Origin of the sequence: Streptomyces sp. NPDC001381, assembly GCF_042895685.1 — a bacterium.
GTDB lineage: Bacteria > Actinomycetota > Actinomycetes > Streptomycetales > Streptomycetaceae > Streptomyces.
Genome location: NZ_JBIAWO010000005.1, coordinates 245726 through 271484, shown reverse-complemented (window position 1 = coordinate 271484; position 25759 = coordinate 245726). Strand labels below are relative to the sequence as shown.

19 protein-coding genes are annotated in these 25759 nt (G+C 73.6%); 9 read left to right on the top strand and 10 right to left on the bottom strand.

Annotated elements, in window-relative coordinates; all coding sequences use genetic code 11:
- Genes paaC through paaE form a run of 3 tightly spaced genes read left to right on the top strand, consistent with a single transcriptional unit; the run spans window position 1 to window position 2479 of the window.
- A complete protein-coding gene (gene paaC, locus ACFY2L_RS23950) occupies window positions 1-867 on the top strand; it encodes a 1,2-phenylacetyl-CoA epoxidase subunit PaaC (RefSeq protein ID WP_390657393.1) in 867 nt (288 codons plus the stop codon).
- Complete coding sequence (gene paaD / locus ACFY2L_RS23945) at window positions 864-1379, top strand: 1,2-phenylacetyl-CoA epoxidase subunit PaaD (protein ID WP_390657392.1); 516 nt, start codon at window positions 864-866, stop codon at window positions 1377-1379. The genes paaC and paaD overlap by 4 nt, the downstream gene beginning before the upstream one ends.
- The gene (paaE, locus tag ACFY2L_RS23940) at window positions 1376-2479 is read left to right on the top strand and encodes a 1,2-phenylacetyl-CoA epoxidase subunit PaaE (protein WP_390823314.1); all 1104 of its coding nucleotides are present in this window, start codon (window positions 1376-1378) and stop codon (window positions 2477-2479) included. The genes paaD and paaE overlap by 4 nt, the downstream gene beginning before the upstream one ends.
- Window positions 2480-2640: 161 nt before the next feature.
- Here paaE and ACFY2L_RS23935 read toward each other — a convergent pair whose 3' ends face one another.
- Window positions 2641-5268: a protein kinase gene (locus ACFY2L_RS23935; protein WP_390823313.1), complete on the bottom strand. Its 2628-nt coding sequence runs from the start codon at window positions 5266-5268 to the stop codon at window positions 2641-2643.
- 418 nt (window positions 5269-5686) lie between these two features.
- Between ACFY2L_RS23935 and ACFY2L_RS23930 the strand changes: the two genes are divergently transcribed.
- The 4 genes from ACFY2L_RS23930 to ACFY2L_RS23915 all read left to right on the top strand — a co-directional run bounded on the left by ACFY2L_RS23930 (window position 5687) and on the right by ACFY2L_RS23915 (window position 10348).
- A complete protein-coding gene (locus ACFY2L_RS23930) occupies window positions 5687-6313 on the top strand; it encodes a TetR/AcrR family transcriptional regulator (RefSeq protein WP_390657389.1) in 627 nt (208 codons plus the stop codon).
- A gap of 270 nt (window positions 6314-6583) precedes the next feature.
- Window positions 6584-8041 (top strand): APC family permease, encoded by a 1458-nt coding sequence (locus ACFY2L_RS23925; protein WP_390823312.1) that lies wholly within the window; start codon window positions 6584-6586, stop codon window positions 8039-8041.
- A 109-nt stretch (window positions 8042-8150) separates the two neighbouring features.
- Window positions 8151-9641: an aldehyde dehydrogenase gene (locus ACFY2L_RS23920; protein WP_390657387.1), complete on the top strand. Its 1491-nt coding sequence runs from the start codon at window positions 8151-8153 to the stop codon at window positions 9639-9641.
- Window positions 9638-10348 carry a gamma-glutamyl-gamma-aminobutyrate hydrolase family protein gene (locus tag ACFY2L_RS23915; RefSeq protein ID WP_390823311.1) on the top strand — a complete coding sequence of 237 codons (711 nt, stop codon included), beginning with the start codon at window positions 9638-9640 and terminating at the stop codon, window positions 10346-10348. The genes ACFY2L_RS23920 and ACFY2L_RS23915 overlap by 4 nt, the downstream gene beginning before the upstream one ends.
- Before the next feature lie 34 nt (window positions 10349-10382).
- Here the strand turns inward: ACFY2L_RS23915 and ACFY2L_RS23910 are convergent, their stop codons facing one another.
- The 9 genes from ACFY2L_RS23910 to ACFY2L_RS23870 all read right to left on the bottom strand — a co-directional run bounded on the left by ACFY2L_RS23910 (window position 10383) and on the right by ACFY2L_RS23870 (window position 23293).
- Complete coding sequence (locus ACFY2L_RS23910) at window positions 10383-11534, bottom strand: PP2C family protein-serine/threonine phosphatase (RefSeq protein WP_390823310.1); 1152 nt, start codon at window positions 11532-11534, stop codon at window positions 10383-10385.
- A gap of 100 nt (window positions 11535-11634) precedes the next feature.
- The gene (locus tag ACFY2L_RS23905; protein ID WP_390823309.1) at window positions 11635-12393 is read right to left on the bottom strand and encodes an IclR family transcriptional regulator; all 759 of its coding nucleotides are present in this window, start codon (window positions 12391-12393) and stop codon (window positions 11635-11637) included.
- 108 nt (window positions 12394-12501) lie between these two features.
- A complete protein-coding gene (locus tag ACFY2L_RS23900) occupies window positions 12502-13098 on the bottom strand; it encodes a TetR/AcrR family transcriptional regulator (protein WP_390823308.1) in 597 nt (198 codons plus the stop codon).
- 27 nt (window positions 13099-13125) lie between these two features.
- Window positions 13126-15180, bottom strand: coding sequence for a discoidin domain-containing protein (locus ACFY2L_RS23895; RefSeq protein WP_390823307.1), 2055 nt, complete (start codon window positions 15178-15180; stop codon window positions 13126-13128).
- A 283-nt stretch (window positions 15181-15463) separates the two neighbouring features.
- Entirely contained in the window at window positions 15464-16180 is a 717-nt protein-coding gene (locus ACFY2L_RS23890; protein ID WP_390657378.1) for an alpha/beta fold hydrolase, read from the bottom strand.
- Window positions 16181-16201: 21 nt separating this feature from the next.
- Window positions 16202-17170: an alpha/beta hydrolase gene (locus ACFY2L_RS23885; protein ID WP_390657376.1), complete on the bottom strand. Its 969-nt coding sequence runs from the start codon at window positions 17168-17170 to the stop codon at window positions 16202-16204.
- 165 nt (window positions 17171-17335) lie between these two features.
- The gene (locus ACFY2L_RS23880; protein ID WP_390823306.1) at window positions 17336-18259 is read right to left on the bottom strand and encodes a helix-turn-helix domain-containing protein; all 924 of its coding nucleotides are present in this window, start codon (window positions 18257-18259) and stop codon (window positions 17336-17338) included.
- A gap of 107 nt (window positions 18260-18366) precedes the next feature.
- Complete coding sequence (locus tag ACFY2L_RS23875) at window positions 18367-20187, bottom strand: BTAD domain-containing putative transcriptional regulator (protein ID WP_390823305.1); 1821 nt, start codon at window positions 20185-20187, stop codon at window positions 18367-18369.
- A gap of 238 nt (window positions 20188-20425) precedes the next feature.
- Entirely contained in the window at window positions 20426-23293 is a 2868-nt protein-coding gene (locus ACFY2L_RS23870) for a BTAD domain-containing putative transcriptional regulator (RefSeq protein WP_390823304.1), read from the bottom strand.
- A 293-nt stretch (window positions 23294-23586) separates the two neighbouring features.
- Between ACFY2L_RS23870 and ACFY2L_RS23865 the strand changes: the two genes are divergently transcribed.
- Together ACFY2L_RS23865 and ACFY2L_RS23860 are read left to right on the top strand one after the other, a co-directional pair.
- On the top strand, window positions 23587-24042 hold the full coding sequence (locus ACFY2L_RS23865; protein ID WP_390657370.1) for a MarR family winged helix-turn-helix transcriptional regulator: 456 nt from the start codon (window positions 23587-23589) through the stop codon (window positions 24040-24042).
- Window positions 24043-24190: 148 nt separating this feature from the next.
- Window positions 24191-25747, top strand: coding sequence for a tol-pal system YbgF family protein (locus tag ACFY2L_RS23860; RefSeq protein WP_390823303.1), 1557 nt, complete (start codon window positions 24191-24193; stop codon window positions 25745-25747).
- The last annotated feature ends 12 nt before the right edge of the window (window positions 25748-25759 follow it).

The window sequence follows — 25759 nt, the reverse complement described above, 5'->3', positions numbered from 1 at the left end:
ATGACCGACGAGGACCTGTACGTCGACGGCGACAGCGCCCGCTGGGCGTTCGGCACCGGCTTCACCGACCCGCTGCACGGGGTCGACCAGGCGGTGCCCGACGGTGTCGACGCGGACGATCTGGCCGCCTGCTGCCTGGCGTTCGGCGACGACGCCCTGGTGTCCGCGCAGCGGCTGGCCGAGTGGTGCACCCGCGCCCCGGAGCTGGAGGAGGAGCTCGCCCTGGCCAACATCGGCCTCGACCTGCTCGGGCAGGCCCGGCTCCTGTACGCCAGGGCCGGCCGGGCCGACGGCACCGGCCGCGGTGAGGACGCGTACGCCTACTTCCGCGACCCGGTGGACTTCCGCAACGTGCGCCTGGCCGAACTGCCCGGCGGGGACTTCGCGTTCACCGTGGCCCGGCTGCTGGTGCTCTCCGTCTGGCGGCTGGCCGTGTGCGAGGCGTTCACCGGCACGGCCGACCCAGTGCTGGCCGCGATCGCCGCGAAGAGCGTCAAGGAGCTTGCCTACCACCGGCGTTACGCCGCGGAGTGGACGGTACGGCTCGGCGACGGCACCGCCGAGTCCGCCAGCCGGATGCGGACCGCGCTGGACGCCCTCGGCCCCTGGCTCGACGAGCTGCTGACGGACCGTACGGCCGAGCGGTTGGGCGCGGATCCGGCCGCCGTCGCGACGCGGACCCGCGCGGAACTGTCCCGGGTGCTGGCCGACGCCGGACTGAACCGGTCCGACGACATGTCCCCGACCGGCCTCCCGGCGCCGCCGGTCCCGGGCTCCGGCAGGAACGGAGACCACACCCCGCACCTGGCACCGCTCCTCGCCGAACTCCAGAGCGTCGCCCGCGCCCACCCGGACGCGTCGTGGTGACGGCGTCGCCGGAACGGGCCTGGCGCATCGCCTCCGAGGTCCCCGACCCCGAACTGCCGATGCTGACGCTCGCCGACCTCGGGGTGCTGCACGGCGTCGAGGTGACCGGGCAGGGCACCGTCGTCGCCCGGCTCACCCCGACCTACGCGGGCTGCCCCGCCGTCGCCGAGATGCGTGCCGAGGTGGCGGCCCGGCTGCGGGCCGCCGGCTTCGCCGACGTACGGGTGGTCACGGTGCTCGACCCGCCGTGGACCACCGACCGGATCACCGACGAGGGCCGCCGCAAGCTGGCGGAGCACGGCATCGCACCGCCCGGCCCACGAGGCGCGCCGGGTCCGGCACCGGGCCGGACCTGGCTGAGCCTGACGACGGCGCCGGCCGACGTCGCCTGCCCGCGCTGTGCCTCCGCCGACACGGAGGAGATCTCGCGATTCGGCGCCACCGCCTGCACGGCACTGCGGCGCTGCCGCACCTGTCTGGAGCCGTTCCCCCACGTCAAGGACCTGCCATGACCCTGCCCCCGGTTCGCTCCCGCCGCCGCCCGGCCTTCCACGCCCTGCGCGTGTCCGCCGTGGAACCGCTGTGCGCCGACGCCGCCGCCCTCACCTTCGACGTCCCCGGCCGCCTGGCCGACGCGTTCGCGTTCCGGCCCGGCCAGTGCCTCACCGTGCGCCGCGAGATCGACGGCCGCGACGAGCGGCGCTCGTACTCGATCTGCTCGCCGGCCGGCGCCGCGCCGCGCATCGGGGTGCGGGTGGTGCCGGGCGGGGTGTTCTCCTCCTGGCTCGTGCACGGTGTACGTCCCGGGGACACGCTGCAGGTCATGGCGCCGACCGGTGCGTTCACCCCGGATCTGACCGGGCCCGGCGGCCTCGGCCACCATGTCCTGGTCGCCGCCGGGTCCGGCATCACGCCGATGCTGTCCATCGCCGCGTCCGTCCTCGCCGCGGACGACGACGCGCGCGTCACGCTGCTGTACGGCAACCGGCGCTCGGGCACCGTGATGTTCGCGGACGAGCTCGCCGACCTCAAGGACCGGTACCCGGCCCGCTTCCACCTCGCCCATGTGCTGTCCCGCGAGCCGCGCGAGGCCGAGCTGCTCTCCGGCCGTCTCGACACCGGCCGGCTCGGCGCACTGCTGGACGCGCTCCTCGACGTCCACGACGTCGCCCACTGGTGGCTGTGCGGCCCGCACGGCATGGTGCGCGACGCCCGCGCGCTCCTCGCCGGACGCGGCGTCCCGGCGGACCGGGTCCACCGGGAACTGTTCCACGCGGACGAGGAACCGCCCGCCCCGACCGCCGCCGAGCGCGACGACGTCTCCGGCCGGGGGCCGACGAGCGAGGTCACCGTGGTCCTCGACGGCCGGGCGAGCACGTTCACCGCACCACGCCACCGCAGCGTCCTCGACGGCGCCCAGCAGGCCCGCCCCGACCTTCCGTTCGCGTGCAGGGGCGGCGTCTGCGGGACCTGCCGCGCGCTCGTCACCGACGGCGAGGCGGACATGCGCCGCAACTACGCGCTGGAACCGTCGGAGGTGTCCGCGGGCTACGTCCTCACGTGCCAGACCTACCCCGTCTCCGACACCCTCACCGTCGACTTCGACAGCTGAGCCGGACCGTCGCACCGGCCATCGAGGAGGATCGCCGGGATAGTGGCCTTCCGCGTCTCCGCACTGCGCGCCCGCATCCGGGCCGCCCTGCACGGCGTCAACGAGCGGGCGGAACCGGCCGGCCGGCCGGAGAGGCGAGGGAGGGCGTCGCGGTCGGCCGCTCAGGTGACGGGCAGTCCGTAGGTCCGGTCGAAGTGCTGGGCCACCAGGTGCCCGGCCCCGTCGCAGGAGAGCTGCCAGTCGTTGACGCCGGTCTCACGGCCGTCGGTGAAGTTCCACAGCAGGCGGCCGGAGGCGGTGTCGACGGCGTAGAAGCCGTTCTTGTTCTCGAAGGCGGGGACGTAGACGGCGTGCGCTCCGACCGCGATCGGAGCGTCGACGTTGAGGCGGGGGGTCGCGCAGAACCAGCGCCGCCGGCCGTTCGCCGCGTTGAAGGCGTGGACGCCGTAGGGATCGGTTCCGGTGGCGTAGACCGTGTTGCCCCCGGCGCCGAGGGAGGCGAACATGCCGCGTTCGGCCCTCGCCCGCCAGCGGATCTTCCCGCTGCTCAGGTCCAGCGCGATGAACTCCGAGCCGATGGCGAAGACGGTCCGGCCCAGTACGGCGAGCCCCGGCCGGAGGTCGTAGCCCACCTGGTGCCGCCAGCGCAGGCCGCCGCCCTCGCGGGTGGAGCGGACCGCGACGTTGCGCAGTCCGTCGGCGTAGACGAAGTAGTCGGAGGTGATGACGGGCTGCAGCGGGACGCCGACGTCCTCCGGGTTGATCGGTATGACGAGGGCCTGGTGCGCCTGGAGGTCGACGCCGAAGACCGCGCTGGTGGAGGTCGCCACGCCCTGCTCCGCCGACTGGCGCTGCAGGCTGGCGCCGAGGACCGAGACGGCGAAGCCGTCGTAGCCGCCGAGGAGTTGGTCGAACTGGTAGTCCGCGCCGAAGTCGAGCGTGAACCGCTCGGCACCGCTGGCCGGGTCGACGCCGATCAGGGTCGCGCCGGTGCCGAGCGCGACGGCGGCGCCGTAGGTCAGCAGGACGGGGGTGGGCGAGAGGCTGATGCCCCGGTAGACCCACTTGGGCTGGGTGCCGTTCTCCAGATCGAGGCAGATCATGTCGCCGGGACGGGACTTCAGCAGGGCCGTGCCGTCGTGGAAGACGGCCGGGGTCTGCAGCAGCGGGCCGCCCCGGTAGATCCAGGCCGGCTCGGGGGCCGGGCCGAGCGGGCGCACCGCCTGCCCGCCCGTTCTTCCCCGGGCGGCGACGAGGGCCGCGCCGCCGACGAGCGCCGTGCCCGCGGCTCCCGCCGCGGCGAGGACCGCGCGTCGGGAGGCGCCGGCCCGGGCCGGGGCGCGGTGCTGCGCGGGCGCGGCGGAACGTTCCGGCGGCGGTTCCGGCGCCGGTTCCTCCGTACGGGCACGGGGTCCGGCTTCGATCAGTCCGGCGGCCCCGGTCTGGAGACCACGGCCTCCGAAGTCCCGCCCCGCGCCGACGTCGGCGACGCGGGGGACGGGATCCACGCCGAAGCCACCCGCACCGACACCGGCGCCAGCACCAGCACCAGCACCAGCACCAGCACCAGCACCGGAGACCTCGTCCACGCCGAAGTCGCCCACACCGGAGACCTCGTCCACGCCGAAGCCGCCCACACCGGAGACCTGATCCACACAGGCCCCGGCACCCTCGGCTGCGGGATCACGCTCCGGGCGGGCCCCGCCGGCCCCGGCTCCGGGAGCGCGATCCGGTGCGTCCCCGGCACTCCCCCCTCCGCCGGCGCACCCCGGGCCGGAAGCGCCCTCCCCGCCCCCGCCCCCGCCGTCGACCGCGGCGGTGTCGTACGCCGGCCACCTCTCCGCCGCGTACGCCGGACCCCGCCGGCCCCGGCCGGGCGCGGGCGGCCCCGGTTCGGGTCGGGGTACGCCGGCCGGGCGGGCCGGTGCGGGGACCGGGCTCAGCGTGGCGTGGCCGAGGTCACCGGCGGCGGCCCGGCGCTCGGCGACCATGGCGGCCACCGGCGCGGGCAGCCAGCCCTCCGTCAGCACCTGTTCGGCGCCGCCGGGAGCACAGGCGGCGGAGAGCCGGTCGGGGCCGATCCGCAGGGCCGGGTCCTTGGCGTGACAGAGGCTGATGATCTTGTCGAGCGGTTCGGGCACCAGGGTCAGATCGGCCGAGCCGTGGACCACCTGGTAGAGCAGGGCGGCTCCTGCCGCTCCCTCGAACGGCGCGTGGCCGGAGGCGGCGAACGCGAGCACCGAGCCGAGACAGAAGACGTCTCCCTCGGGTCCCATCCGGTCACCCGTGGCCTGCTCGGGACACATGTAGTCGAGGGAGCCGAACAGGGAGCCGTCACCGGTGAGTTCGTAGCCGTCCCGGGCGCGGACGATACCGAAGTCGATGACGCGCGGGCCGTCCGCCGCGAGCAGCACGTTGGACGGTTTGAGGTCGCGGTGCACCAGGCCCTCGGCGTGCACCGCGATCAGCGCCTCGGCGACTCCGGCGCCCAGCGCGAGGACCGTCTCCACCGGCAGCGGCCCGTGCGCGGCGACCGCCTCGGCGAGGGTGGGGCCGGGCACGTAGGCGGTGGCGAGCCACGGCGTCTCGTCGTCCGGTGCGGCATCCACCACGGGTGCCGTGTAGACGCCGCCGACCGCCGACGCGGCCGCCACCTCGCGCCGGAAGCGGATACGGAAGTTCTTGTCCTCCGCCATCTCGGGGCGGATCACCTTGACCGCGACGGTGCTGCCGTCCGCAGCCTGCGCCAGATAGACCCGGCCCATGCCGCCCGCTCCGAGCCGAGCCACGAGACGGTAGGGCCCTAGCTTCTCGGGATCTTCTGGGCGCAGTGGTGTCATGCCCTCAGCCGCCTGTTCTGGGTGGTGCCGGGCGGGAGTCCCGCCCACGCTGCGGGGGAAGGCCCTGTGGGGGGTCTGTGCGACAGAGTAGAGGCAGGAGGGGCGGACGAGACCACCTCCCGGCGGCCCTCGCCGCCCACCCGGAGGCAGGGGTCCAGCCCTTCTCCCCCTTCGGGACGGACTTCTGACATCACGTCAGAGATCGGGTGACACGTGCCCGCCCTGCGGGAACAGTGCGCGATGAGCAACAAGTGCACGGTGAAGCCACCGGCACCGGCCAAGACCTCCGATGTGTTGAAGGTCACCCCTCCCTCCGTCGTCACCCGAGGTGCCTGGCGTGCCCGTCCCTGCGGGTAGGGTCACCCGCATGACCGATTCCGCAGCCGAGCCCAGGAGCCGGCAGCCACGCAGGCGTCTGCACTACGGCGAGGGCCGCGAGGCCCTGCTGAACGCCGCCGTGCGGGTCGTCGCACGGGGCGGGCTGCGCAAGCTCACGTACCGGGCGGTCGCGGAGGAGGCCGGGGTCACGCACGGTCTCGTCGTGCACCACTTCGGTTCGCGCGACGCGCTGATCGAGGAGGCCCTCGCCCACACGATCCGCACCTCCCTGAGCATCAGCTCCCTCGAACCGGGCACCGGCAAGGTCACCGACTTCTCCAGCGGACTGTCCGAGATGGTCACGGCGGATCCGGGCACCCAGGCGTTCCAGTACGAGCTGCTGCTGGAGGCCCGCCGCAGGCCCGAGCTGCTGCCGCAGATCCGCACGCTCTACGACCAGTACTTCGACGCCACCCAGCGGGAGCTGGGCCGTATGCTGCCGGCCGGCGCGGACCGGGCGCTGACCCGGCTGGTCTTCGCCGCGCTCGACGGGCTGGTGCTGCACCAGCTCGTCCTCGGTGAGCCCGAGATCACGGACGCCGCCCTCGAGGAGCTGCGCTCCCTGCTCAAGCTCCTCGACGCCGACGGCGGCGCACCCGGCGAAGCCCGCACATGATCTTCTGAACCGCGCATGCCGCAGCCCCGGACGTTCGGCGTCCGGGGCTTTTCGCTGTTCCGGGCCCATGCGTACCGTTCTCCGCGGACACGCCGGCCCGGCCCGCCGGCCGTGGGCGCCAGGTCGGTCACGGCTCCGTAAAAGACCACCGGACCGAGGAGAAATCCCGCCTCACCCCCTTGCCAAACGGATAGTTCCCGCCCACGATGAGGCAACTCGTTTGGCTTCAAAACAAACTCCCATCCCTCCCCGTCCCGACAGGTGATCCGAGTGGACAGTCAGACGGCGGTCGCCCCGCACCTCACGCACGACCCCTCCACGGCAGGCAGACTCAAGCCCGACTCGCTCGGCGTCCTGGGCATCCTCTTCTTCGTCCTTTCCGCCCAGGCACCGCTGACCGGCATCGCCGGTGCCGTGCCCATCGCCATCGCCGTCGGCAACGGTGCCGGCGCACCCGCCGCGTACGTCGCGGCCGGCGTCGTCGTCCTGCTGTTCTCCATCGGCTTCGTCGCCATGGGCCGCCACGTCGTGGACGCCGGCGCCTTCTACACCTACATCGGCAGGGGCCTGGGCCGCTCGACCGGCTCCGGCAGCGCGGGCGTCGCCCTCTTCGCCTACTGCGCCGTCCAGGCCGCCATGTACGGACTCTACGGCGCGACCGTGAGCGGCCTGGTCGAGCACTACACCGGGGTGCACGTCGCCTGGTGGATCTGGACGCTGGTCACCATGGTGGTCGTCCAGATCCTCGGCGCCGCCGGCATCGAGATGGGCGCCAAGGTCCTCGCCGTGTTCGTCCTCGCGGAGTTCAGCATCCTGCTCGCCTTCGCCCTCGTGACCCTGGTCAAGGGCGGCGGACCCGAGGGCCTGGGCTTCGGCGACAGCTTCTCGCCGGGCGCGGCGCTCCAGGGGGCGCCCGGCGTGGCCCTGATGTTCGCCGTGGCGTCGATGTTCGGTTTCGAGGCCACCGCGATCTACGGCGAGGAGGCCCGGGAGCCGAAGAGGACCGTCCCGCGCGCCACCTACCTGTCGGTCGCGGTGATCACCTGTTTCTTCGCCTTCACCTCGTGGATGCTGGTCTCGGCGCACGGCGCGTCCGCGGCGACGGAGGAGGCGGGCAAGGCGCTGGCCTCGGGCGACGCCACGGCCTTCGTCTTCGCCCCCGTCACCGCCCAGTTCGGCGCCTGGGCCGGCGACGTCCTGCCCGTCCTGCTGGCGACCTCGCTGTTCGCGGGCATCCTGGCGTTCCACAACTCCGCCAACCGCTACCTGTTCTCCCTCGGCCGCGAGGGTCTGCTGCCGCGGGGCCTGACCGCGCTCAACCGGCGCCACTCCCCCTGGGCGGCCGGCATCGTGCAGACGGTGATCGCGGCCGCGCTGGTCCTGCCGTTCGCCGTGCTGGGCAAGGACCCGGTGCTGACGCTCTTCTCCTGGTTCAGCGGAGTCGCCGTCCTGGGGATCATGCTCCTGTACTTCCTGACCTCCGTCTCGGTGGTCGTGTTCTTCCGCCGCACGGGTGCCGACACCCGGATCTGGAACACGCTGGTCGCCCCGGTGCTGGGCGCCCTCGGCATCGCCGGCGCCATCTGGCTGATCATGGCGAACTTCACCACGCTCATCGGCGGCGACCGGGCCACCGCCGTATGGCTCCAGCTCACCGTCCCGGCGGTGCTGGTCCTCGGGCTCGTCACGGCGCGGCTGACCCGGCACCGGCACTCCACCCCGGCCTGACCCGGCGTCCCCGCCCACGGCCGACGACGGCACCCCTCCCCGGGTGCCGCCGTCGGCCCGCGGTCACGGCCCCGCCCACCATCGTCAACGACCACCAGGAGGAGAGCCGATGCCGGCCCTCGCCCACGACGAGCTGCTGCGTCACGCCAAGGATCTGGACCCGCCCGTCCAGCACCACATCGACGGAGTGGACGAGCCCGGAGGCGGAGCCACCTTCGCCGTCGTCTCGCCACGCGACGGACAGGTCCTCGCCCGGGTCGCCGACGCCGGGCAGGCCGAGGTGGACCTGGCCGTGGCCGCCGCGCGCCGGGCCTTCGACCGCGGCCCCTGGCCCCGCCTCGCGCCCGCCGACCGCGGCCGGATCCTGCTGCGCGTCGCCGAGCTGCTGGAAGAACAGCGGGAGCAGCTCGCCCTGACCGTCAGCCTGGAGATGGGCAAGCCGATCACGGACGCGTACGGGATCGAACTGCGCGCCGCGATCAACACCTTCCGCTGGTACGGGCAGCTGGCCGACAAACTCACCGACGAGTCGCCCCACACCTCCCCCGACGCGCTGGCCCTGGTCACCAGGGAGCCGGCCGGTGTCGTGGGCGCCGTCGTGCCGTGGAACTTCCCGCTCACCCTGGCGAGCTGGAAGGTCGCTCCGGCGCTGGCCGCGGGCTGCACGGTCGTGCTCAAGCCGTCCGAGAACTCGCCGCTGTCCGCGCTGCTGCTCGGCCGGATCGCCACCGAGGCCGGACTGCCGCCGGGCGTGCTCAACGTGGTGACCGGCGACGGGCCGGTGGCCGGGCGGGCGATCGGGCTGCACCCGGACGTCGACGTGCTGGCCTTCACCGGCTCCACCGCCGTCGGCCGCCACTTCCTGCGCTACGCGGCCGACTCCAACCTCAAGCGCGTCTGGCTGGAGCTGGGCGGCAAGTCGCCGAACATCATCCTGCCCGACGCCCCCGACCTGGAGAAGGCCGCCGCCACCGCCGCCTGGGGCATCTTCTTCAACCAGGGCGAGATGTGCACCGCCCCCTCCCGGCTGCTGGTCCACTCCTCCGTCGCCGAACGCGTCACCGAGGCCGTCGTGGCCCGGGCCCGCGATCTGCGGGTCGGGGATCCGCTGGACCCGGCCACCGAGATGGGCGCGCTGGTGGGCGAGAGCCATCTGGAGCGCGTCCTCGGCCACATCGGCACCGGCCTCGACGAGGGCGCCCGGCTACGGGCCGGAGGCGAGCGCACCCTGGCCGGCACCGGCGGCAGCTTCCTGCACCCCACCGTCTTCGACCACGTCGACCCCGGCATGCGGCTGGCCCGTGAGGAGATCTTCGGGCCGGTGCTGTCCGTGCTCACCTTCGACGACCTGGACGAGGCGGTCCGCGTGGCCAACGCCACCGAGTACGGCCTGGCCGCCGGTCTGTGGACCTCCGACCTGTCCACCGCCCACAAGGTCTCGCGCGCGCTGCGGGCCGGGACGGTCTGGGTCAACTGCTACGAGGAGGGCGACCTGACCGTCCCCTTCGGCGGGGTGAAGCAGTCGGGCAACGGCCGCGACAAGTCCGTGCACGCCGTCGAGAAGTACACCGAACTGAAGACCACCTGGATCCAGCTGTGACGACACCCGTACGACCGCTCATCGCGATCCCCGCCCGCTTCTCCGCCACCACCTCCGCGCTGCGGTACGCCGCGGAGGTCAACGCCCGCGCGCTGATCGAGGCCGTCTGGCGGGCCGGCGGCGAACCCGCGAGCGTCCACCCCGCCCCCGCGGACGCCGCCTCCCGCCTCGCCCGCTTCGACGGCGTCCTGCTCCCCGGCGGCGGCGACCTCGCCCCGCACCGGTACGGCGCCGCCGACACCCACGCGAGCGTGTACGACGTCGACGAGACGCAGGACGCCTTCGACCTCGACGTCGCCCGCACCGCGCTGGACCTGGGCCTGCCCCTGCTGGCGGTGTGCCGCGGACTCCAGGTCGTCAACGTCGCCCTGGGCGGCACCCTGGAACAGGACATGGGCGGCCCCGCACGCGAACACCGGCACGTCGTCCACCCGGTGGCGATCCGGCGCGGCACCCTGCTGGAGCGGGCCACCGGCGCGGAGAAGATCGAGGCGTCCTGCTACCACCACCAGCGGGTGGACCGCGTGGGGCCGGGCCTCACGGTCACCGCGCGCGCCGCCGACGGCACCGTGGAGGGACTCGAACTGCCGGGCGCACGGGGGTGGTTCACGGCCGTCCAGTGGCACCCCGAGGACACGGCCCACGAGGACCCCGCCCAGCAGGGTCTGTTCGACGCCCTCGTACGAGCCGCCCGCACCGCACGCTGACACCGCGGGCCCGCGTCGGCCGGCGGCCGTGTCGTCAGATCGCCTGGTCGTCCAACAGCAGCTCGCTCGGGGCCGGTTGGGGGATGCCCGGGCCGACGGCGGTCGGCTTGCGGATGAGCAGCAGCGCCGCGTCGTCATGGAGCCGGCCGCCCACGTGGGCGAGGAGTTCGTCGTGCAGCGCGTCGAGGGTGCGCGCGGGTGCGTCGGACACATGGCGTGCCAGCCCCTCGGCGAGCGGGTAGAAGGCCCGCCCGTGGTCGCGCGCCTCGGTCACCCCGTCGGTGTAGAGCAGCAGCTGGTCGCCGTCGGCGAAGGGCAGCACCTGGAGGCTGGGCGTCTCGTCCGTGAGGGCGCGCAGGCCCAGGGGCGGCGCGGGACGGGAGGACTCGACCGCCGTGACGGCCGCGGAGGCCGACCGGACCAGCAGCGGCGGGGCGTGTCCGCAGTTCACCACTTCCAGCTGCCCGGCCCGCGGGTGGCCGGCGACCACGGCGGTCACGAAGTCGTCCGCGCCGAGGTTGCGCGCCAGGCTCCGTTCGATGCGGTCGACGACGGTCAGGAGATCGGGTTCGTCGTAGGCGGCCTCCCGGAACACACCGAGCACCAGCGCGGCGGTCGAGACGGCCGGCAGGCCCTTGCCGCGCACGTCGCCGACGATCAGCCGGACCCCGTACGGCGTGTCCACCAGGGCGTACAGATCCCCGCCGATCCGGGCCTCGGCCGCGGCGGCGCTGTAGCGGACGGCCGTCTGGAAGGGGCCGACGATCTCCGGCACGGGCTTGAGGAGCGCGTGCTGGGCGGCCTCGGCGACCGAGCGGACGGCCGCGAGCACCCGCTCCCGGCGGCCGCGCAGCGCGCTGGCCAGACCGCTCGCGAGGGTCACGGCCGCCAGGGCGGACAGGACGGCCATCAGCTCATGGGCCGGGACGCCGTCCCGGATGCCGAGCAGCCCCCCGAGCAGCGCGGCGAACAGACCGATGCACAGGACACCGCGCGGCTCGTTGGTGCTGGCGGCCAGCGCGGGTCCGGCCGCCAGCAGCGGCAGCCAGATCATCCCGGCTCCGCCGGCCAGGTCGACGAGGATCACGACCAGAACGATCAGTACGGGCAGGACCGGTCCTGCCACCACGTGCCTGAACAGGTGCGTCGGCCCGTGGACGGCACCACGGTGTCGGGCCTGGTTCATGTCGCGTTGCATTCCTCGTCTGTGGATCGGGGATGGGCAGGGGAATGTCCGTTTCATCCAGGAAAGCGGGTTCGACCCGTGCCCTGCAAGGAGCCGGATTTCAGATAGTGAGCGAGAGACCCCTGGTCACCCGGTTCGCGGTCGGGATCAGCCGTGCCCGGATCTCCTCGAGCCGGGGAAGCCGGTCCGCCGGCAGCGAGACGCCGAGGGAGCCGAGGGTGTCCCCGCTGTAGACGGGTACGGCGACGCACACCGTGCCGAGGGCGTACTCCTCCAGGTCCGTGACGGCCGGGGCCACGGGCGAGGAGTCGAGTCGGCGGAGCAGCTCCGGGGGGCTGGTGATGGTCCGGGGCGTGAGGTCGGCGAGGTGGTGGCGGGACAGGTAGTCCTTGCGGGCCTCGTCGTCCAGTTCCCGCAGCACGGACTTGCCCAGGGCGGTGGCGTGTCCGGCGTCCTCGAACCCCACCCAGAGATCGACGCGGGGCGCCCGGGGGCCGTCCACGATCTCGGCGACCCGGATCTCGCCGTCCTCGTAGAAGGTGAGGTAGGCGGCGGTCGCCAGCTCGTCCCGCAGTGCGGCCAGCGTGGGCCGGACCCGGCTGAGCAGCTCCTGTCCCCGGCCCGACGTGTGCAGCGTGCGCAGCCTCTCGCCCAGGATGAAGCCGCCGTCCTCCAGTTTGCGCACGTATCCGTCGTGCACCAGCGTCCGCAGCAGGTGGTAGGCGGTGGCCAGGGGCAACCCGGTCTCGCGCGCCAGCTGCTTCGCCGGCGCGCCGTTCTGGTGCGCGCCCACCGCCTCCAGCAGGCGGAAGGCCCGCTGCACGGACGTGATGAGCGTGGGGCCGTCCTGCCCAGGCATACGACCAGCGTGCGCCGGGCGGCCGCCCGAGGCAAGATGTGCGCCCTCCCGGCGCCCTCCCCAGCCCCTCTCCCGGCCCCACGGGCGGTACGGGCGGCAGGTAGGGCCTCAGGCGGCCCGCACCAGCCCGGCGATGTGCGCGGTGACCGTGTCGAGGATGTCCGTCCAGGCGGCCGCGTCGCCGAGGACCAGGTAGTTGAGGGTGAGCCCGTCGGTCATGGCGGCCAGATAGCGGGCCAGGACGGGCACGGGGACGCCGAGCCGGAGGTCCATGGTCCGGCACAGCTCCTCTGTCAGCTCGGCGTACGCCTCCTCGTAGAGCTCGTACTGCCGGCGCGCCAGATGCTCGAACCCGGGCTGGCGCAGGGCGTACTGGGTGAGTTCGTAGGTCAGCATGTGCTCGTCGGGGTGGGCGCGGACGTGGTCCCAGTACGCCTGGAAACCGGCCCGGACCGTCTCCTCCAGGGTGGCCCTGGGCAGGATCGCCTCCTTCACGACGCTCACCGAGTGGGCGGTGAGCGTCGTGATGACGGACTCGACCAGGGCCTGCTTGGAGTCGAAGCAGTAGTGGAAGACGCTCAGGGACACGCCGGCTTCGGCGGCGATGGACCGGGTGGTCGTCCTGGGGACGCCGTCCCGGGCCATCGCCCTGATCGCCGCTTCCGTCAGCTGCCGGCGCCGTTCGGCCGACGGCATCCGTGCCATCCGTGTCCCCCGGGTGTCGTACTGCGGCTAGGCGCTGTGGACGCCCACTTCGTAGAGCGAGTATCCCCAGTCGGTGCCGCGGTCCAGGCCGTGGACGCGGACGTAGCGGGCCGGGGTTCCGGTGAATCCGGCCGTGTCGAGGCCGCCGTCGCCGGAGGTGGTGGACCAGGCGGTGGTCCAGGTCGTGCCGTCGGTGGAGAGTTCGATGCGGTACGACTTGCCGTAGGCGCGCTCCCAGTCGAGGGTGACCCGCGAGACCAGGTTGGTGGAGCCCAGGTCGACCTGCCAGTACTGGTCGTCGCTCCAGTCGCTGGCCCAGCGGGTGCCGTCGTCGCCGTCCACGGCGCGGCCCGGCTGGTAGCTGGTGAACGGGTTGGACTCGGAGGAGCTGGCGGTGGCCGTACGCCCCTTGGCGAGGTTGACCGAGGCCTGGTGCCGCTCGGTCGACCCCCAGGTGCCGAGGTAGGACTCGGCGCCGCGGAAGAGGTCGTTCACCACGTCCTGGCCGCCGACGAGCCGGATGTCCTCGATCCAGTCGGGGACCAGACCGACGTTGGCCCCGCCGTCGGTGTTGAAGTCGAAGGTGCGCGAGCCGACCGTCTGCCTGTCGATGACGGAGCCGCCGTCGACGCTCTTGAAGGGGTACGTCACCTTGTCGGCGGCGTCGGCGCCGCGCGGGGCGGGGTGGTCGCCGATGCCGTTGAAGTCGGTGCCGAACCCGTAGCCCACGTCGTACTTGTCGCGCAGCGCGTCCGTGCGCTTCGCCTCGGCGGCGAAGCCCTCCGAGCCGTGCATGTACTGGGCGACGAAGCCGCCGAGGGAGTAGACCCGCTCGGTCCAGTTGAGGTCCATCCAGCTGTGCGAGGAGAGCACGCCGGGGTAGTCCGCGGCCTCGAAGACGTCGAGCGCCTGGCCGACTGCCTTGACGCTCATGTGGTCGATCTCCAGCATCATCTTGCGCTTCATCATGCCGCGCACGGCGTACTCGCCGAGCGACGTCAGCCCGCGCACGTTGCACTGGGCGTCCTCGTCGTACTCCGGCACCTCGGTGCCGGCCGGGAGTTCGTCCTCCGCCTGCGAGGCGGCGGTGCCGATGGGGTTGTCGTGCATCGCGGTGGTGCACTTCTCGGTCTTCCAGAAGGTGCCGGTGGACAGGAACTGGCCGACGTTGATGGCGGTGCCGAGGCCGCCCTCGTCGAAGCGCACGCCGCACAGGGCGTTGTCGAACTTGTGGCACAGGAACATGCTGCGCACGCCCAGCGCGTACAGCTCGTCGAGTCCCTTGTCGATGTCGGACTTGCTGCACTGCGCGATGTCCAGGATCTGCTTGCAGCCGAACGGCTCGGAGGTCTCGACGCCGAGGACGACGGCCAGCTTGCCCGCCTTGACGACCTCCCGGGCCTGGGCGCTGTCGGTGACGATCCGGAACCAGCCCTTGCCGGTGCCGCCGTACATCTTGTCGATGTAGGCCTGGAGGTCGTACGTCAGCTTGGCCTGCAGCCGGATCGAGGTCATCTCGTCACAGCTGCGGTCCTTGAAGAAGTAGACCGAGCAGATCATGCCGTTGGTGACGAGGTCGTTGACGAGGACCCGCTGCCCGCCGCGCCAGGCGCGCTCCACCCAGGCGTAGTAGTTCGCCTGGTGGGTCATCGAGTCGTACGCCGGCCAGTCCGCGAAGGTCGGCCAGCCGACCGGGTCGTGCTTTCCGTCCCCGCCGTGGGTGATGTAGTCGAAGATCGCGAGCGTGCCGTCGGGGTAGTGCTCGGGACAGTCCTTGAGGGCGTCGGCGACGCCGGCCTCCGAGAACACCTTGCCGCAGATCAGCCGGCCGCCGAAGGCCTCGTTGGAGAACAGGTGGTTGTGCGCGTCGACGAACCCGCGCACCTCTCCGGCCGAGTCGGTGCCGGTGAAGGGCTCGCCGGTCACGTTGATCTGGGAGTCGGGGGAAGGCCGGGACGTCGGTGTCCACCAGTCGGTGCCGGCCGCCGAACTCTGCGCGGGGCCGAGGATCGTGGCCAGTACGAGAAGGAGCAGCGCGACGACGGTGACGTCTTTGCGTCTGCGGTACAGGCGTCCGGTCATGGTCACAGCCCACGTCCCTCGGTCGGCGGGTCGGCGCGGTCGACGCGGGCGCTGCTGACCGCCCTCGAGATTGTCATGACCGACGCAAGTTGGTGCGACGAGGATCGCGAGTGACGCTTTCCGAGTCAAGAGTCCGGGACACTTGACCTGATGACGGGGGTACCGCCGGTAAGCCACCTGCGCGCGTTGGGCAGTTGAACGCCGGCGACCGCCGGCAGGGCTCCGCGGCCGGGGCCGCGCGGACGTGCCCGGTCAGGAGACGTCCGCGCGGCCCTCGGGGGCATCAGGCCGTCGCGCGCACCGCGTCGCGGATCAGCTCCGCGACCTCCTTGGGCCGCGAGACGGCGACGGCGTGCGAGGCGCCTTCCAGCTCGACGGTCGTCGCCCCGGCGCGCTGGGCGCCGAACCGCTCCACCTCGGGGTTGATGGCCTCGTCCGCGCCGGCGATCAGCGCCCAGGACGGCTTGGACCGCCAGGCCGCGGCGGCGGCCTTCTCCTCGAACGCGGCGGCGGCCAGCGGACGCTGGGCCGCGGCCAGGACCCGGGTGACCTCCGCGGGCACGTCGGCGGCGAACACCGAGGGGAAGGCGTCCTCGGCGATGGTGACCTCGACGGCCGGCTCGCCCGCCGGAGTCGGGTACGTCCACTGCTTGAGGTTGCTGACCAGCGGCGACAGCGGGAAGCGGCCCTGCAGCTCGCCGAGGCTCTCGCCCTCCTCCAGGGCGTAGGCGGCGACGTAGACGAGGCCGACGACGTTCTCCGTGACACCGGCGACCGTGATGAGGGCGCCGCCGTAGGAGTGGCCGACGAGGATCACCGGGCCGTCGATCTGGGAGGCGACCGAGGCGACGTAGGCCGCGTCGGAGGCGAGGCCGCGCAGCGGGTTGGGCGGGGCGATCACGGGGATGCCGTGGGCCTGCAGTTCCGTGATGACACCGGACCAGCTGGTGGCGTCGGCGAAGGCGCCGTGGACGAGCACGACGGTGGGCGTGGTGGTCATGGCTGTGCTCTCTCCTGGAGGTCAGACGTGCAGGGCGTCGCGCAGGGTGCCGACGGCGAGGGTGATGGCGGCCTCGGCGGCGTGCGTCGGGCGCAGGGCGTTGAGCATCACGAAGTCGTGGATGATGCCCTGGAACCGGACGGCGGTGACCGGGACACCGGCCTCGCGCAGCTTGTTGGCGTACGCCTCGCCCTCGTCCCGCAGGACGTCGGCCTCACCGGTGATGATCAGGGCCGGGGGCAGACCGGTCAGCTGCTCGGTCGTGGCCCGCAACGGGGACGCGGTGATCTGGGCGCGCTCGGCGTCCTCGCTCGTGTACTGGTCCCAGAACCACTGCATCGCGTCCCGGCGCAGGAAGTACCCCTCGGCGAACTGACGGTAGGAGGGCGTGTCGAACGCGGCGTCCGTCACCGGGTAGAACAGCACCTGCTGCACCAGCGGGATGCCGCCGCGCTCCTTGGCCATCAGGGTGAGGGCCGCGGTCATGTTGCCGCCGACGGAGTCACCGGCCACCGCCAGGCGCGCACCGTCCAGGCCCTTCGACGCGCCCTGCTCGACGATCCACCGGGCGACCGCGAAGTTCTGCTCGATCGCGACCGGGTACCGGGCCTCGGGCGACAGGTCGTACTCCGGGAACACCACGGCCGCCCCGGCACCGGCCGCCAGCTCACGCACCAGCCGGTCATGGGTGTGCGCGTTGCCGAACACCCAGCCCGCGCCATGGATGTACAGGATCACCGGCAGCGCGCCCCCGGCACCGGCCGGCTTCACCACACGGACCCGGACACTCCCGGTGGGACCACCCGCCACCGTGACCCACTCCTCGTCCACCGCCGGCTTGGCGATGTCACCGGACTGCACCTCGTCGACCGCCTTGCGGCCCTCCACCGGCCCCAGATCGAACAGGTACGGCGGATTCGCGGTCGCCTCGGCGAACGCCGCGGCCTCGGGCTCGAGTACCGGCACGACCGGCTCGACGACGTCGGACATGGGGATCTCCTGGTGTTGTCGGTGTGCGTTGTCCTGCTCCCGCACGCTAAATCGGCCGGGCGTCCGGGAGTTGACCGCGCGTGCACCGGTGATGTCCTCTCAGCGCACGGCCCGCGGATGCCGCGGATCTCGTCGTGCGACACCGGGTCCGGGGGCCGGGTGGGCTCAGCGCCGCCCGGTCCTCGCGGCACCCCCGGCGCTGTCGCGCCATTCGCGGGGGGACATGCCGTAGGCGGCCCGGAAGACCCGGCTGAAGTGGGTGGCGCTGAGGAAGCCCCAGCGGGCCGCCACCGCCGCGATGGTGCGGCTGCCGCGGCCGTGGCGGATCAGGTCGCGCCGGCACTCGTCCAGGCGGCGGCGCAGGATCCAGCGGCCGACCGTGGTGCCCTCGTCCTTGAACAGCTTGTGCAGGTAGCGCACGGAGATGTGGTGGGCGCGGGCGATGACCTCCGGGGACAGGTCCGGGTCGGTCAGATGCAGTTCGATGTGGTCGAGGACCCGCGCCAGCACCGGCGAGCGGGCGCCCGCGGGGTCCGGCGACTGCCCGCCGAGCTGCTCGGTGACGAGCGTGGCCAGAAGGTTCACGGCGTTCCAGGCGAGCATCTCGCCGACCTGCGGGCGGGCCTCGGCCGTGGCACGGGCGAGCTCGGACAGCAAGGGCGACAGGAGCATGCCCAGGCGGGACGAACGGGCGACCGGCGTGCGCGCGATGCGTCCCGCGTCGGCGCCGGCGAGCCCCAGCAGGCCGGCCGGGACGAGGAAGACCGTCGCCCGGAACCGCTCGGGGAAGTCGAGGGCGGGGGCGTGCCGGACGTCGTAGAAGCAGAGGTCGCCGGGGGCGAGGTGGAGGGTGAGGGGCTGGGGGTCGGGCGGGGTGGTCCCGCCGCCCAGGCCGACGAAGAGGTACTCGCCGCCGTCCTGTGCGCGCAGCCGGTGGGCGGGGTGCGGGCGACCCTGCCCCGGCAGCCGCGCGCGGGGCTCGTCGCCGTGCTCGCCGTGCTCGCCGTGCTCGCCGGTCAGGATCTCGACGCCCAGGGGCGTACGGAGGGAATTCGTCAGGGCGCTGGTGGTGGGACTGGTGGTGGGCATTCCGCCGTTGCCTCCGGGGGGGTCGGGTGCCCGGACCGTAGGCCGGAGGATGTGTAAAAAGAGTGACAGCGCAGTGACGGAGCCCTCCGCACCCCGCGGTTCACCGGTCAGTCGGCCGGGCGCCGTTCGTCCGTCGCGGCGAGTTCGGTCGCGAGGGCGCGGAGCAGGGGGTGCAGGGTGTAGCAGCCCGGTGCGGGCTCGGCGAGGAGGTGGGACTCGGCGAGGTGGCCGAGGAGGAGCCGGGACCGGCGGGCCGGCAGCCCGGTGAGGGAGGCGGCCGTCGCCGGGGTGATGAGGGCTCCGGGGTGCCGGGACAGCTGCCGGAACAGGCGCGCGCTGTCGTCCGGCAGGCGTCGGCAGGAGCCCAGGAGGGCCGGGCGCAGGGCGGGCAGGGCGTCGAGGCTGCCGTGGCGCGCGCGCAGTTCGGCGGCGACGGCCGCGAGGGGGAGGCGGGGATGGGCGGCGGCACGGCCGGCGACGACCGCGAGGGCCAGGGGGAGCCGCCCGCAGTGGGCGACGATCTCGTCGGCGGCCGCGGGTTCGGCGGCCGCCCGTCCGGGGCCGGCACGACGGGTGAGGATCGCGAGCGCGTCCTCGGCTGACGGCGGCTCCAGACGCAACGGCCGGGCCCCCTCGGCGACCAGGCCGGGCAGGGCGTTGCGGCTGGTGACCACGGTGAGGCAGCCGGGGGCGGCCGGCAGCAGCGGGCGCAGCTGTTCGGTGTCGAGCGCGTCGTCCAGCACCACCAGGACGCGCCGCCCGGCCAGCAGCGTGCGGTACAGCCCGGCCCGGGCGGCCGCCCCGTCCGGCATGCGCCGCGCGGACACCCCGAGTGCGGCGAGCATGATCCTCAGGGCCTCCGCGGGTTCCACGGTCGCCCGGCCCACGGCGAAGCCCCCCAGGTCCACGTACAGCCGCCCGTCGGGAAACCGGGCGGCGGCGGCCCGATGCGCCCAGTGCGCCACCAGGGCGCTCTTCCCCACCCCCGCCATCCCGCCGACGACCACCACGCCCGCCGTGCGCCCGAGTGCCGACAGCCGCCGTGTCTCGGCCTCCCGCCCCACGAAGACGCCGGGATCAGGAGGCAGCCGAGCGGCCGGGCCGAGGGATCCGGTCCTCACGGACTCCACCGGCGCGGGACCCCCGGCCTCCCCTCCCCCACCCCCGGCTCCTCGCACCTCCTGCCGCAGCACCCGCGTATGGGCCGCGGTCAGTTCCGGGCCGGGGGTGACGGACAGGTCGGCGGCGAGGCGGCGACGGATGTCGTCGTAGGCCCTGAGGGCTTCCGCCTGGAGGCCGCACGCGGCGAGGGTGAGGACGAGACGGGCGTGCAGGGGCTCGTCGAGGGGGTCGTGGGCGGTGGCCCGGCGCAGGGCGGGGAGGACCTGTTCGGCGTGACCGGCCAGGAGCGCGGCGTCGGCCGCCATGCGTACGGTGTCCAGGAGTTCACGCTGCACGGCCGTGAACCGGACGTGGGCGCGCACGGATTCCGGGAGGCCCATGACCACCGGGCCCCGCCACTCCCCCAGCGCCCGGCCGAAGTGGCGGGCCGCTGCCTCGGCCCGCCCGGTGGCGGCCGCCCGCCTGCCCTGCCGGGTGAGTTCACGGAACCGCAGAAGGTCGACCTCGTCCGTGGTCGCGTCCAGGAGGTAGCCGTCGGCCCGGCGCAGCAGGCGCCGGCCGGGAGCGCGCGGCGGCAGTCCGGGTTCCAGCAGGCGGCGGAGGGCGCCGGCGTAACGGCGTATCACGTGGGGCGCGCTGGCGGGCGGCCGTTCGGCCCACAGGACGTCGAGGATCTCACCGGTCGGCACGGCCCGGCCGGCGTGGGCGAGGAGCAGGGCGAGCAGGGCGCGTTGCTGGGGGAACCCGAGGTCGAGTTCCCGTTCCCCGCGCCATACGCGCACCGGCCCGAGCACCTCGAACCGCATCGCCTCTCCGCACCCCGAAGCCGTTCCCCCGACGCCGGAGGCCGTTCCCACGACGCCCGAAGCCGTTCCCACGGCGCCGGCAGGCCCCCGCTCAGCCTCTCCCATCGCCCCGGCACCCCGGTCAGCCCCACCCGCCACGCCGGCAGGCCCCCGCCCAGTCCCGTCCACCACCTCACCGGCCCCCCGCGCAGCCCCACCCGCCCCGTCGGAAGCCACCCGCCCGGCCCCACCCGCCCCGTCAGCAGGCACCCGCCCGCCCCTCCTCGTCCTCCTTCAGCCGGGCCGCCATCCGCTCGGCGTCGGGATGGTTCAGCGCCCTGAGGAGGGTCAGGGCCTCCTCCCAGGCGGCGCGGGCGGCGGTCGCGTCGCCCATGGCGAGCTGGGTGTCGCCGACCCGGGACAGGATCTCGGCCTCCACGTACGGCACGCCCAGGTCCCGCAGCAGGGCGAGGGCGTTGCGGTAGCCGAGCAGGGCGTGCGGGTGGCGGCCGAGGCGCTGATGGGCGTAGGCGATGCTGTCCCAGGTGACGGCCTGGCCGTAGCGGTCGCCGAGGTCCTGGAGCATGCGCAGCGCCTCGAAGCAGTGCGTCAGGGCCTCCCGGTACTCGCCGAGCAGGGCGTGGTACCAGCCGACGGAGTTCAGGACGCTGGCCTGGGCGGCGTGGTCGCCGAGGGCGCGGAACAGGCCGAGGGCGAGCTGGTTGTGGCGCAGGGCGCCGGGCAGGTCGCCCTGCTGGTCGCACTCCCAGCCGAGGCTGCGGTGGGTGTGGGCGCGGCCGGTGTCGTCGCCCAGCTCGGTGAACAGGCGCAGGGCGCGTTCCAGGCGGGGGACGGCGCGGGTGTGCAGGCCGAGGCGGCCCTCGATACGGCCCAGTCCGCGCAGTGCGCGGGCGACGAGGACGGGGTCGGCGAGCCGCCGGGCCGCGTCGAGCGCGGTGCGCTGCGCGGTGAGCCCGTCGTGCCAGTGTCCGCGCCGGTCGAAGAACGGCTCCAGGGACCAGGCCAGATGGCAGGCGAGACGTTCCTGCCGCGGTTGGCCGGAGGCGGCGGCCGTGGCGACGACGGCGAGCAGCACGGCGTGTTCGGCGGTGAGCCAGGCCAGGGCGCGCTCGTCGTCGGCGAGCGGTACGGGCTGGGCACCCTCGGGTGCGGGCGGCGGGTGCAGCGGGTCGGCGTTGGGGGCGAGCAGGCGGTCGGCGGTGTGCGCGGTGCGCAGGTAGTGGTGGTGGAGCCGGTCGAGCGCGGCCCGCCGGTCTGTCACGGTCTCGTGGTCGTGGACGAGTTCACCGGCGTGGGCGCGCAGCAGGTCGTGGAAGGTGTAGCGGGCGGGGCTGTGCTCGGTGACCAGGTGCAGGCCGGTCAGCTCGGCCAGCAGGCGGCGGGTCCGGCGGGCCGGAAGGCCGGCGAGGGCGGCCGCGGCGGGGAGGGCGAGGTCGGGGCCGGGGTGCAGGGCCAGCAGCCGGAAGAGCCGGGCGGCGTCGGGGGACACCGCCCGGGTGGACCAGGAGAACACCGTGCTCACGTCGACGGACGCGTCGGCGCGGGCGAAGGCGTCGAGGCTGCCGTGGGCCTCGCGCAGTTCGGCGGCGACGGCCGAGAGGCGGAAGTGCGGGTGGGCTGCGGCGCGGGCGGCGACACAGGCGAGCGCGAGGGGCAGCCCGGCGCACAGGGCGCCGATCTCGTCCGCGGCCCCCGGTTCGGCCGCCACCCGCTCCGCGCCCAGCCGGCGGACGAGGAAGGCCCGGGTCTGGTCCTCGTCGAAGGGGCGCAGGGTCACGGTGCGGGCGCCGTGGGCGGCGACCAGGCCGGGCAGTTCGTCGCGGCTGGTGACGATGGTGAGGCAGCCGGGCGCGCCGGGCAGCAGGGGCTTGATCTGTTCCGTGTCGCGGGCGTTGTCGAGCAGGACGAGGACCCGGCGCCCGGCGAGGACGCTCCGGTAGAGGGCGGCTTGCGCGTCCGGGCCGTGCGGCACGCGGTCGGAGGGCACGCCGAGCGCGTCCAGGAACCCGCGGACGGCCTCCGCGGGGTCCATCACCGCGCCGGACGGGTCGAAGCCGCGCAGGTTCACGTAGAGCTGCCCGTCGGGGAACCGGTCGGCGACCCGGTGCGCCCAGTGCACCGCGAGGCTGGTCTTGCCGACGCCCGCCATCCCGCCGACGGCTCCGATCACCACGGTCCCGGGATGCGGCGGTCGCGCGTCGAAGAGCGCTAGCGCCTCGTCTAGTTCGTCCCGTCGGCCGGTGAAGGTCGGCAGGTCGTGGGGCAGTTGGGAGGGGACGACGTAAGGGAGGTCGGTGCCCTGCCGGTCGTTCTCCGACGGGCCGTCATTCCCGGCGTGGGGCCGCTGTTCCCGCCTCACCGCGTCATGCGCGTCCCTCAGTTCCTGGCCGGGGTCGATCCCCAGTTCCCCGCCGAGCCGCGCCCGTACGGTGTCGTACAGGGCCAGCGCCTCGGTGCGGTGGCCGGCCGCGGAGAGCACGCGGAGCAGCGCGGCGTGGACGGGTTCGTCCAGCGGGTGCTCGGCGGCGGCCCGGCGCAGGCAGGGAAGGACCGTCTCCGGCAGCCCGGCACGCAGGGCGGCGTCGGCCGCTTCGCGCGCGACCGTGAGCCGCTCGCGTTCCACCGCGTCGAACGCGGGGTGCGCGCGGGCGGGCGCGGGAATGCCGGCGGCGACCGGACCGCTCCACAACGACAGGGCCTCGGTGAGGAGTTCGACCGCCCGTGCGGGTGCGGCGCCGGCGTCGCCGCGGGCCGCCTCGCGCAGCGCGCGGAACCTCAGGAGGTCCGTGGAGTCACCGTCGGTCACCAACCGGTATCCGCCCGCGTCCCGCACCAGCCATCGGCCCTCGGCGCGGGCGGCGAGCCCGGGTTCCAGGAGCCGGCGCAGCGAACCCACGTGCCTGCGGACGACGTTGACCGCGCTGCGCGGCGGATCCGTGGCCCACAGCACGTCCACGATCTCGCTCACCGCGACCGGTTGTCCCGCCTTGACCAGCAGCAGAGCCAGGAAGGCGCGCTCCTGCGGCCCGCCGACGTCCAGCTCCGTCCTCCCCCGGCGCACCCGGAGGGCACCCAGCACCGTGAACCGCACCGACTCCGGCGGCACGCCATCCCTCCCCGTCCTTGCTCCCCGACCCGATCCGACCGTATGTCGCGGGTCGCATGACCCAGAGTTACGAATCAGACGTCCTGCCTGTTCACGAGCACCGTGCGCAGGGTGCCGACTCGAACGGACACGGCGGATGCGCGGTCGCCTCGCGGCACGACCAGAAGAGTAGCGCACTACTAGGTCGCGCACAACTAGTTGGCCATCGATCCATTGGGAGGCGATACGATCGGGAGGACTCGAACGATAGGGTGGTGACCCCGATGGCCAGCGCAGACACCAGGAGCCGCGCAGTGGAGCAAGCCGCCGCCGCACCGACCGACGGATCGCTGCTTCTGGACGACCAGCTCTGCTTCGCCCTGTACGCCGCCTCCCGCGCGGTCACGGCCCGCTACCGGCCACTGCTCGACGAACTGGGCCTCACCTACCCGCAGTACCTGGTGATGCTGGTGCTGTGGGAGCAGGACTCCATCTCCGTCCGCGAACTGGGCGCCGCGCTCCAGCTGGAGTCCAGCACCCTCTCCCCCCTCCTCAAGCGCCTGGAGGCGAACGGCCTCCTGCGCCGCGAGCGCCGCACCGACGACGAACGCTCGGTCGCCCTGCGCCTCACCGAGGCCGGCGCCCGCCTCCGCGACCGCGCGGCCACCGTGCCCCTCGCCATCGGCGACGCCATGGGCCTCACACCGGAGCAGGACGCACTCGCCAAGCAACTCCTCCGGCTGATCACGGCGAACGTCACCGACGGCTGAGTTCTCCCCCTCCCGCGCGGGCCGCCGTCCGGCCCTCAACCGTGTCCGACGGCACCCGAGAACCCCCCTCGCCCTGTCGGCGGCTCTTCTTCGCCCGATAGACTGACAAATCAGAGATACATGGGCGCAGTTGACGGGGGAGGCCGCCATGTCCGGGGACCAGTACGGCAGATACGACCAGGGATTCGTCGTCCCGCCGATGCCGGCGGCACCGCCGCCCGCTCCGGCGGACGGGGTGCGGGCGGTCGCGGTGGCGGTGCTCAACCTCAGCGGCCTCGGCCTCGGCTACGCGCTGGTGCGCCGCTGGATCCTGATGCTGCTCTGTCTCGCCGCGACCGCCGTCCTGCTGTTCGTGGCGCTGCCCGCCGACCCGGACGGCGTCCCGGTGTTCGCGCTGGTCCTCTACGTAGCGTTCCTGATCGGCGTGGCGGCGCACGGCGCCGTCGTGGGTCTGCGCACCCGTCTGGCGTGGCCCCCGTCCGCGCCGCTCGCGCTCGTCCTCGGGCTGGTCCTGCTCGTCGCCCCGGCCGGCGGCGTCGTGGCGTACGACGGGGCACGGGACGAGGCGACGCAGCAGATGCTCCTCGACCGCCTCGACGAGGCCGACCGCCTGGTGGAGGCGGCGGGCCGCAGGACGTTCACCTCGGCCCAGTCCGACTACCGCGAGGCGCTGGAGGTCTACGAGGACCTGAGCGCCGACCATCCGGACTCACGGGCGGCCGCGAAGGTGCCGGCCCGGATGAAGACGTACTACACGACCGTGGGCGCGGCGTACGAGAAGGGCGACTACTGCGAGGCGGTCGCCCCGCTCGACTATCTGCGCACGGTCCCGAAGAAGATGCCCGAGACCGATCTGAGCGGCCTGAAGGACTGGCCCGACGACCGCCTGGCCACCTCGCTGTACGAGTGCGCGTCGGACGGCCTCGCGAGCGGGCAGTCCACCTGGGCCTCGCAGTTCGGCCAGCTGCTCACCACGTTCCCCGACTCGGAGCAGGCCACGAAGGTCGAACCGGCCGTGGGCTCGGCGGTCTCCGCGAAGGTGAAGGGCCTCGGCGGCAGCGACCCGTGCGCGGCGGTCGAGCAGCTCAAGAGCCTCAGCGGCCAGATCGAGAACATCACGGCCGAGGACGCGAGCGTCGCCGCCGCGCTGACCAAGGACGCCGACCGGGCGGCGAGCAGCGCCGGCTCGGGCACGTACAACTGCGGTGTCGACCAGTACAAGGACGGCGACTTCGAGTCCGCGCAGACGACCATGGAGGAGTACGTCTCCGACCACAAGTCCGCCAAGAACGCCGCCCTGGCGAAGAAGATCGCGATCGCGGCGGAGGTCGCCCAGACGGTCCCGGCGGCCGGCAAGAAGCTGCCCACGACGCGCACCGGCGGCAGCATCTCGGTGACGGTCCAGAACGACAGCCCCGACGACATCACCGTCATGTACACGGGCCCGGTGACCGGCAGCTTCACCCTCAAGGCCTGCGGCAGCTGCAAGGCGTACTCCTTCGCCAGCACGATCAGCCCGGGCTTCAAGCCGTGCAACGCGAACAAGAACTACCCGGAGCGGACGATCAGCCTGCCGGTGGGCACGACGTACTTCGTGCACAAGCCGAACGGGGACAGCCTCTCCACTCCGGCCTCCGACACGGCCAAGCTGGAGTCCGGCTACATCTACACGGAGTGCGCCTACACCACGACGAGCCTGTCGTAGGCCGGAAAGCCC

What these genes read in the sequence shown, in the direction of transcription:
- ACFY2L_RS23890 (WP_390657378.1), bottom strand. Translation starts at nt 16,180, where the DNA reads ATGACCACCACGCCCACCGTCGTGCTCGTCCACGGCGCCTTCGCCGAC.
- ACFY2L_RS23910 (WP_390823310.1), bottom strand. Translation starts at nt 11,534, where the DNA reads ATGAACCAGGCCCGACACCGTGGTGCCGTCCACGGGCCGACGCACCTG.
- paaC (WP_390657393.1), top strand. Translation starts at nt 1, where the DNA reads ATGACCGACGAGGACCTGTACGTCGACGGCGACAGCGCCCGCTGGGCG.
- ACFY2L_RS23930 (WP_390657389.1), top strand. Translation starts at nt 5,687, where the DNA reads ATGACCGATTCCGCAGCCGAGCCCAGGAGCCGGCAGCCACGCAGGCGT.
- paaE (WP_390823314.1), top strand. Translation starts at nt 1,376, where the DNA reads ATGACCCTGCCCCCGGTTCGCTCCCGCCGCCGCCCGGCCTTCCACGCC.
- ACFY2L_RS23900 (WP_390823308.1), bottom strand. Translation starts at nt 13,098, where the DNA reads ATGGCACGGATGCCGTCGGCCGAACGGCGCCGGCAGCTGACGGAAGCG.
- ACFY2L_RS23895 (WP_390823307.1), bottom strand. Translation starts at nt 15,180, where the DNA reads ATGACCGGACGCCTGTACCGCAGACGCAAAGACGTCACCGTCGTCGCG.
- ACFY2L_RS23875 (WP_390823305.1), bottom strand. Translation starts at nt 20,187, where the DNA reads ATGCGGTTCGAGGTGCTCGGGCCGGTGCGCGTATGGCGCGGGGAACGG.
- ACFY2L_RS23860 (WP_390823303.1), top strand. Translation starts at nt 24,191, where the DNA reads ATGTCCGGGGACCAGTACGGCAGATACGACCAGGGATTCGTCGTCCCG.
- ACFY2L_RS23905 (WP_390823309.1), bottom strand. Translation starts at nt 12,393, where the DNA reads ATGCCTGGGCAGGACGGCCCCACGCTCATCACGTCCGTGCAGCGGGCC.
- ACFY2L_RS23920 (WP_390657387.1), top strand. Translation starts at nt 8,151, where the DNA reads ATGCCGGCCCTCGCCCACGACGAGCTGCTGCGTCACGCCAAGGATCTG.
- ACFY2L_RS23880 (WP_390823306.1), bottom strand. Translation starts at nt 18,259, where the DNA reads ATGCCCACCACCAGTCCCACCACCAGCGCCCTGACGAATTCCCTCCGT.
- ACFY2L_RS23885 (WP_390657376.1), bottom strand. Translation starts at nt 17,170, where the DNA reads ATGTCCGACGTCGTCGAGCCGGTCGTGCCGGTACTCGAGCCCGAGGCC.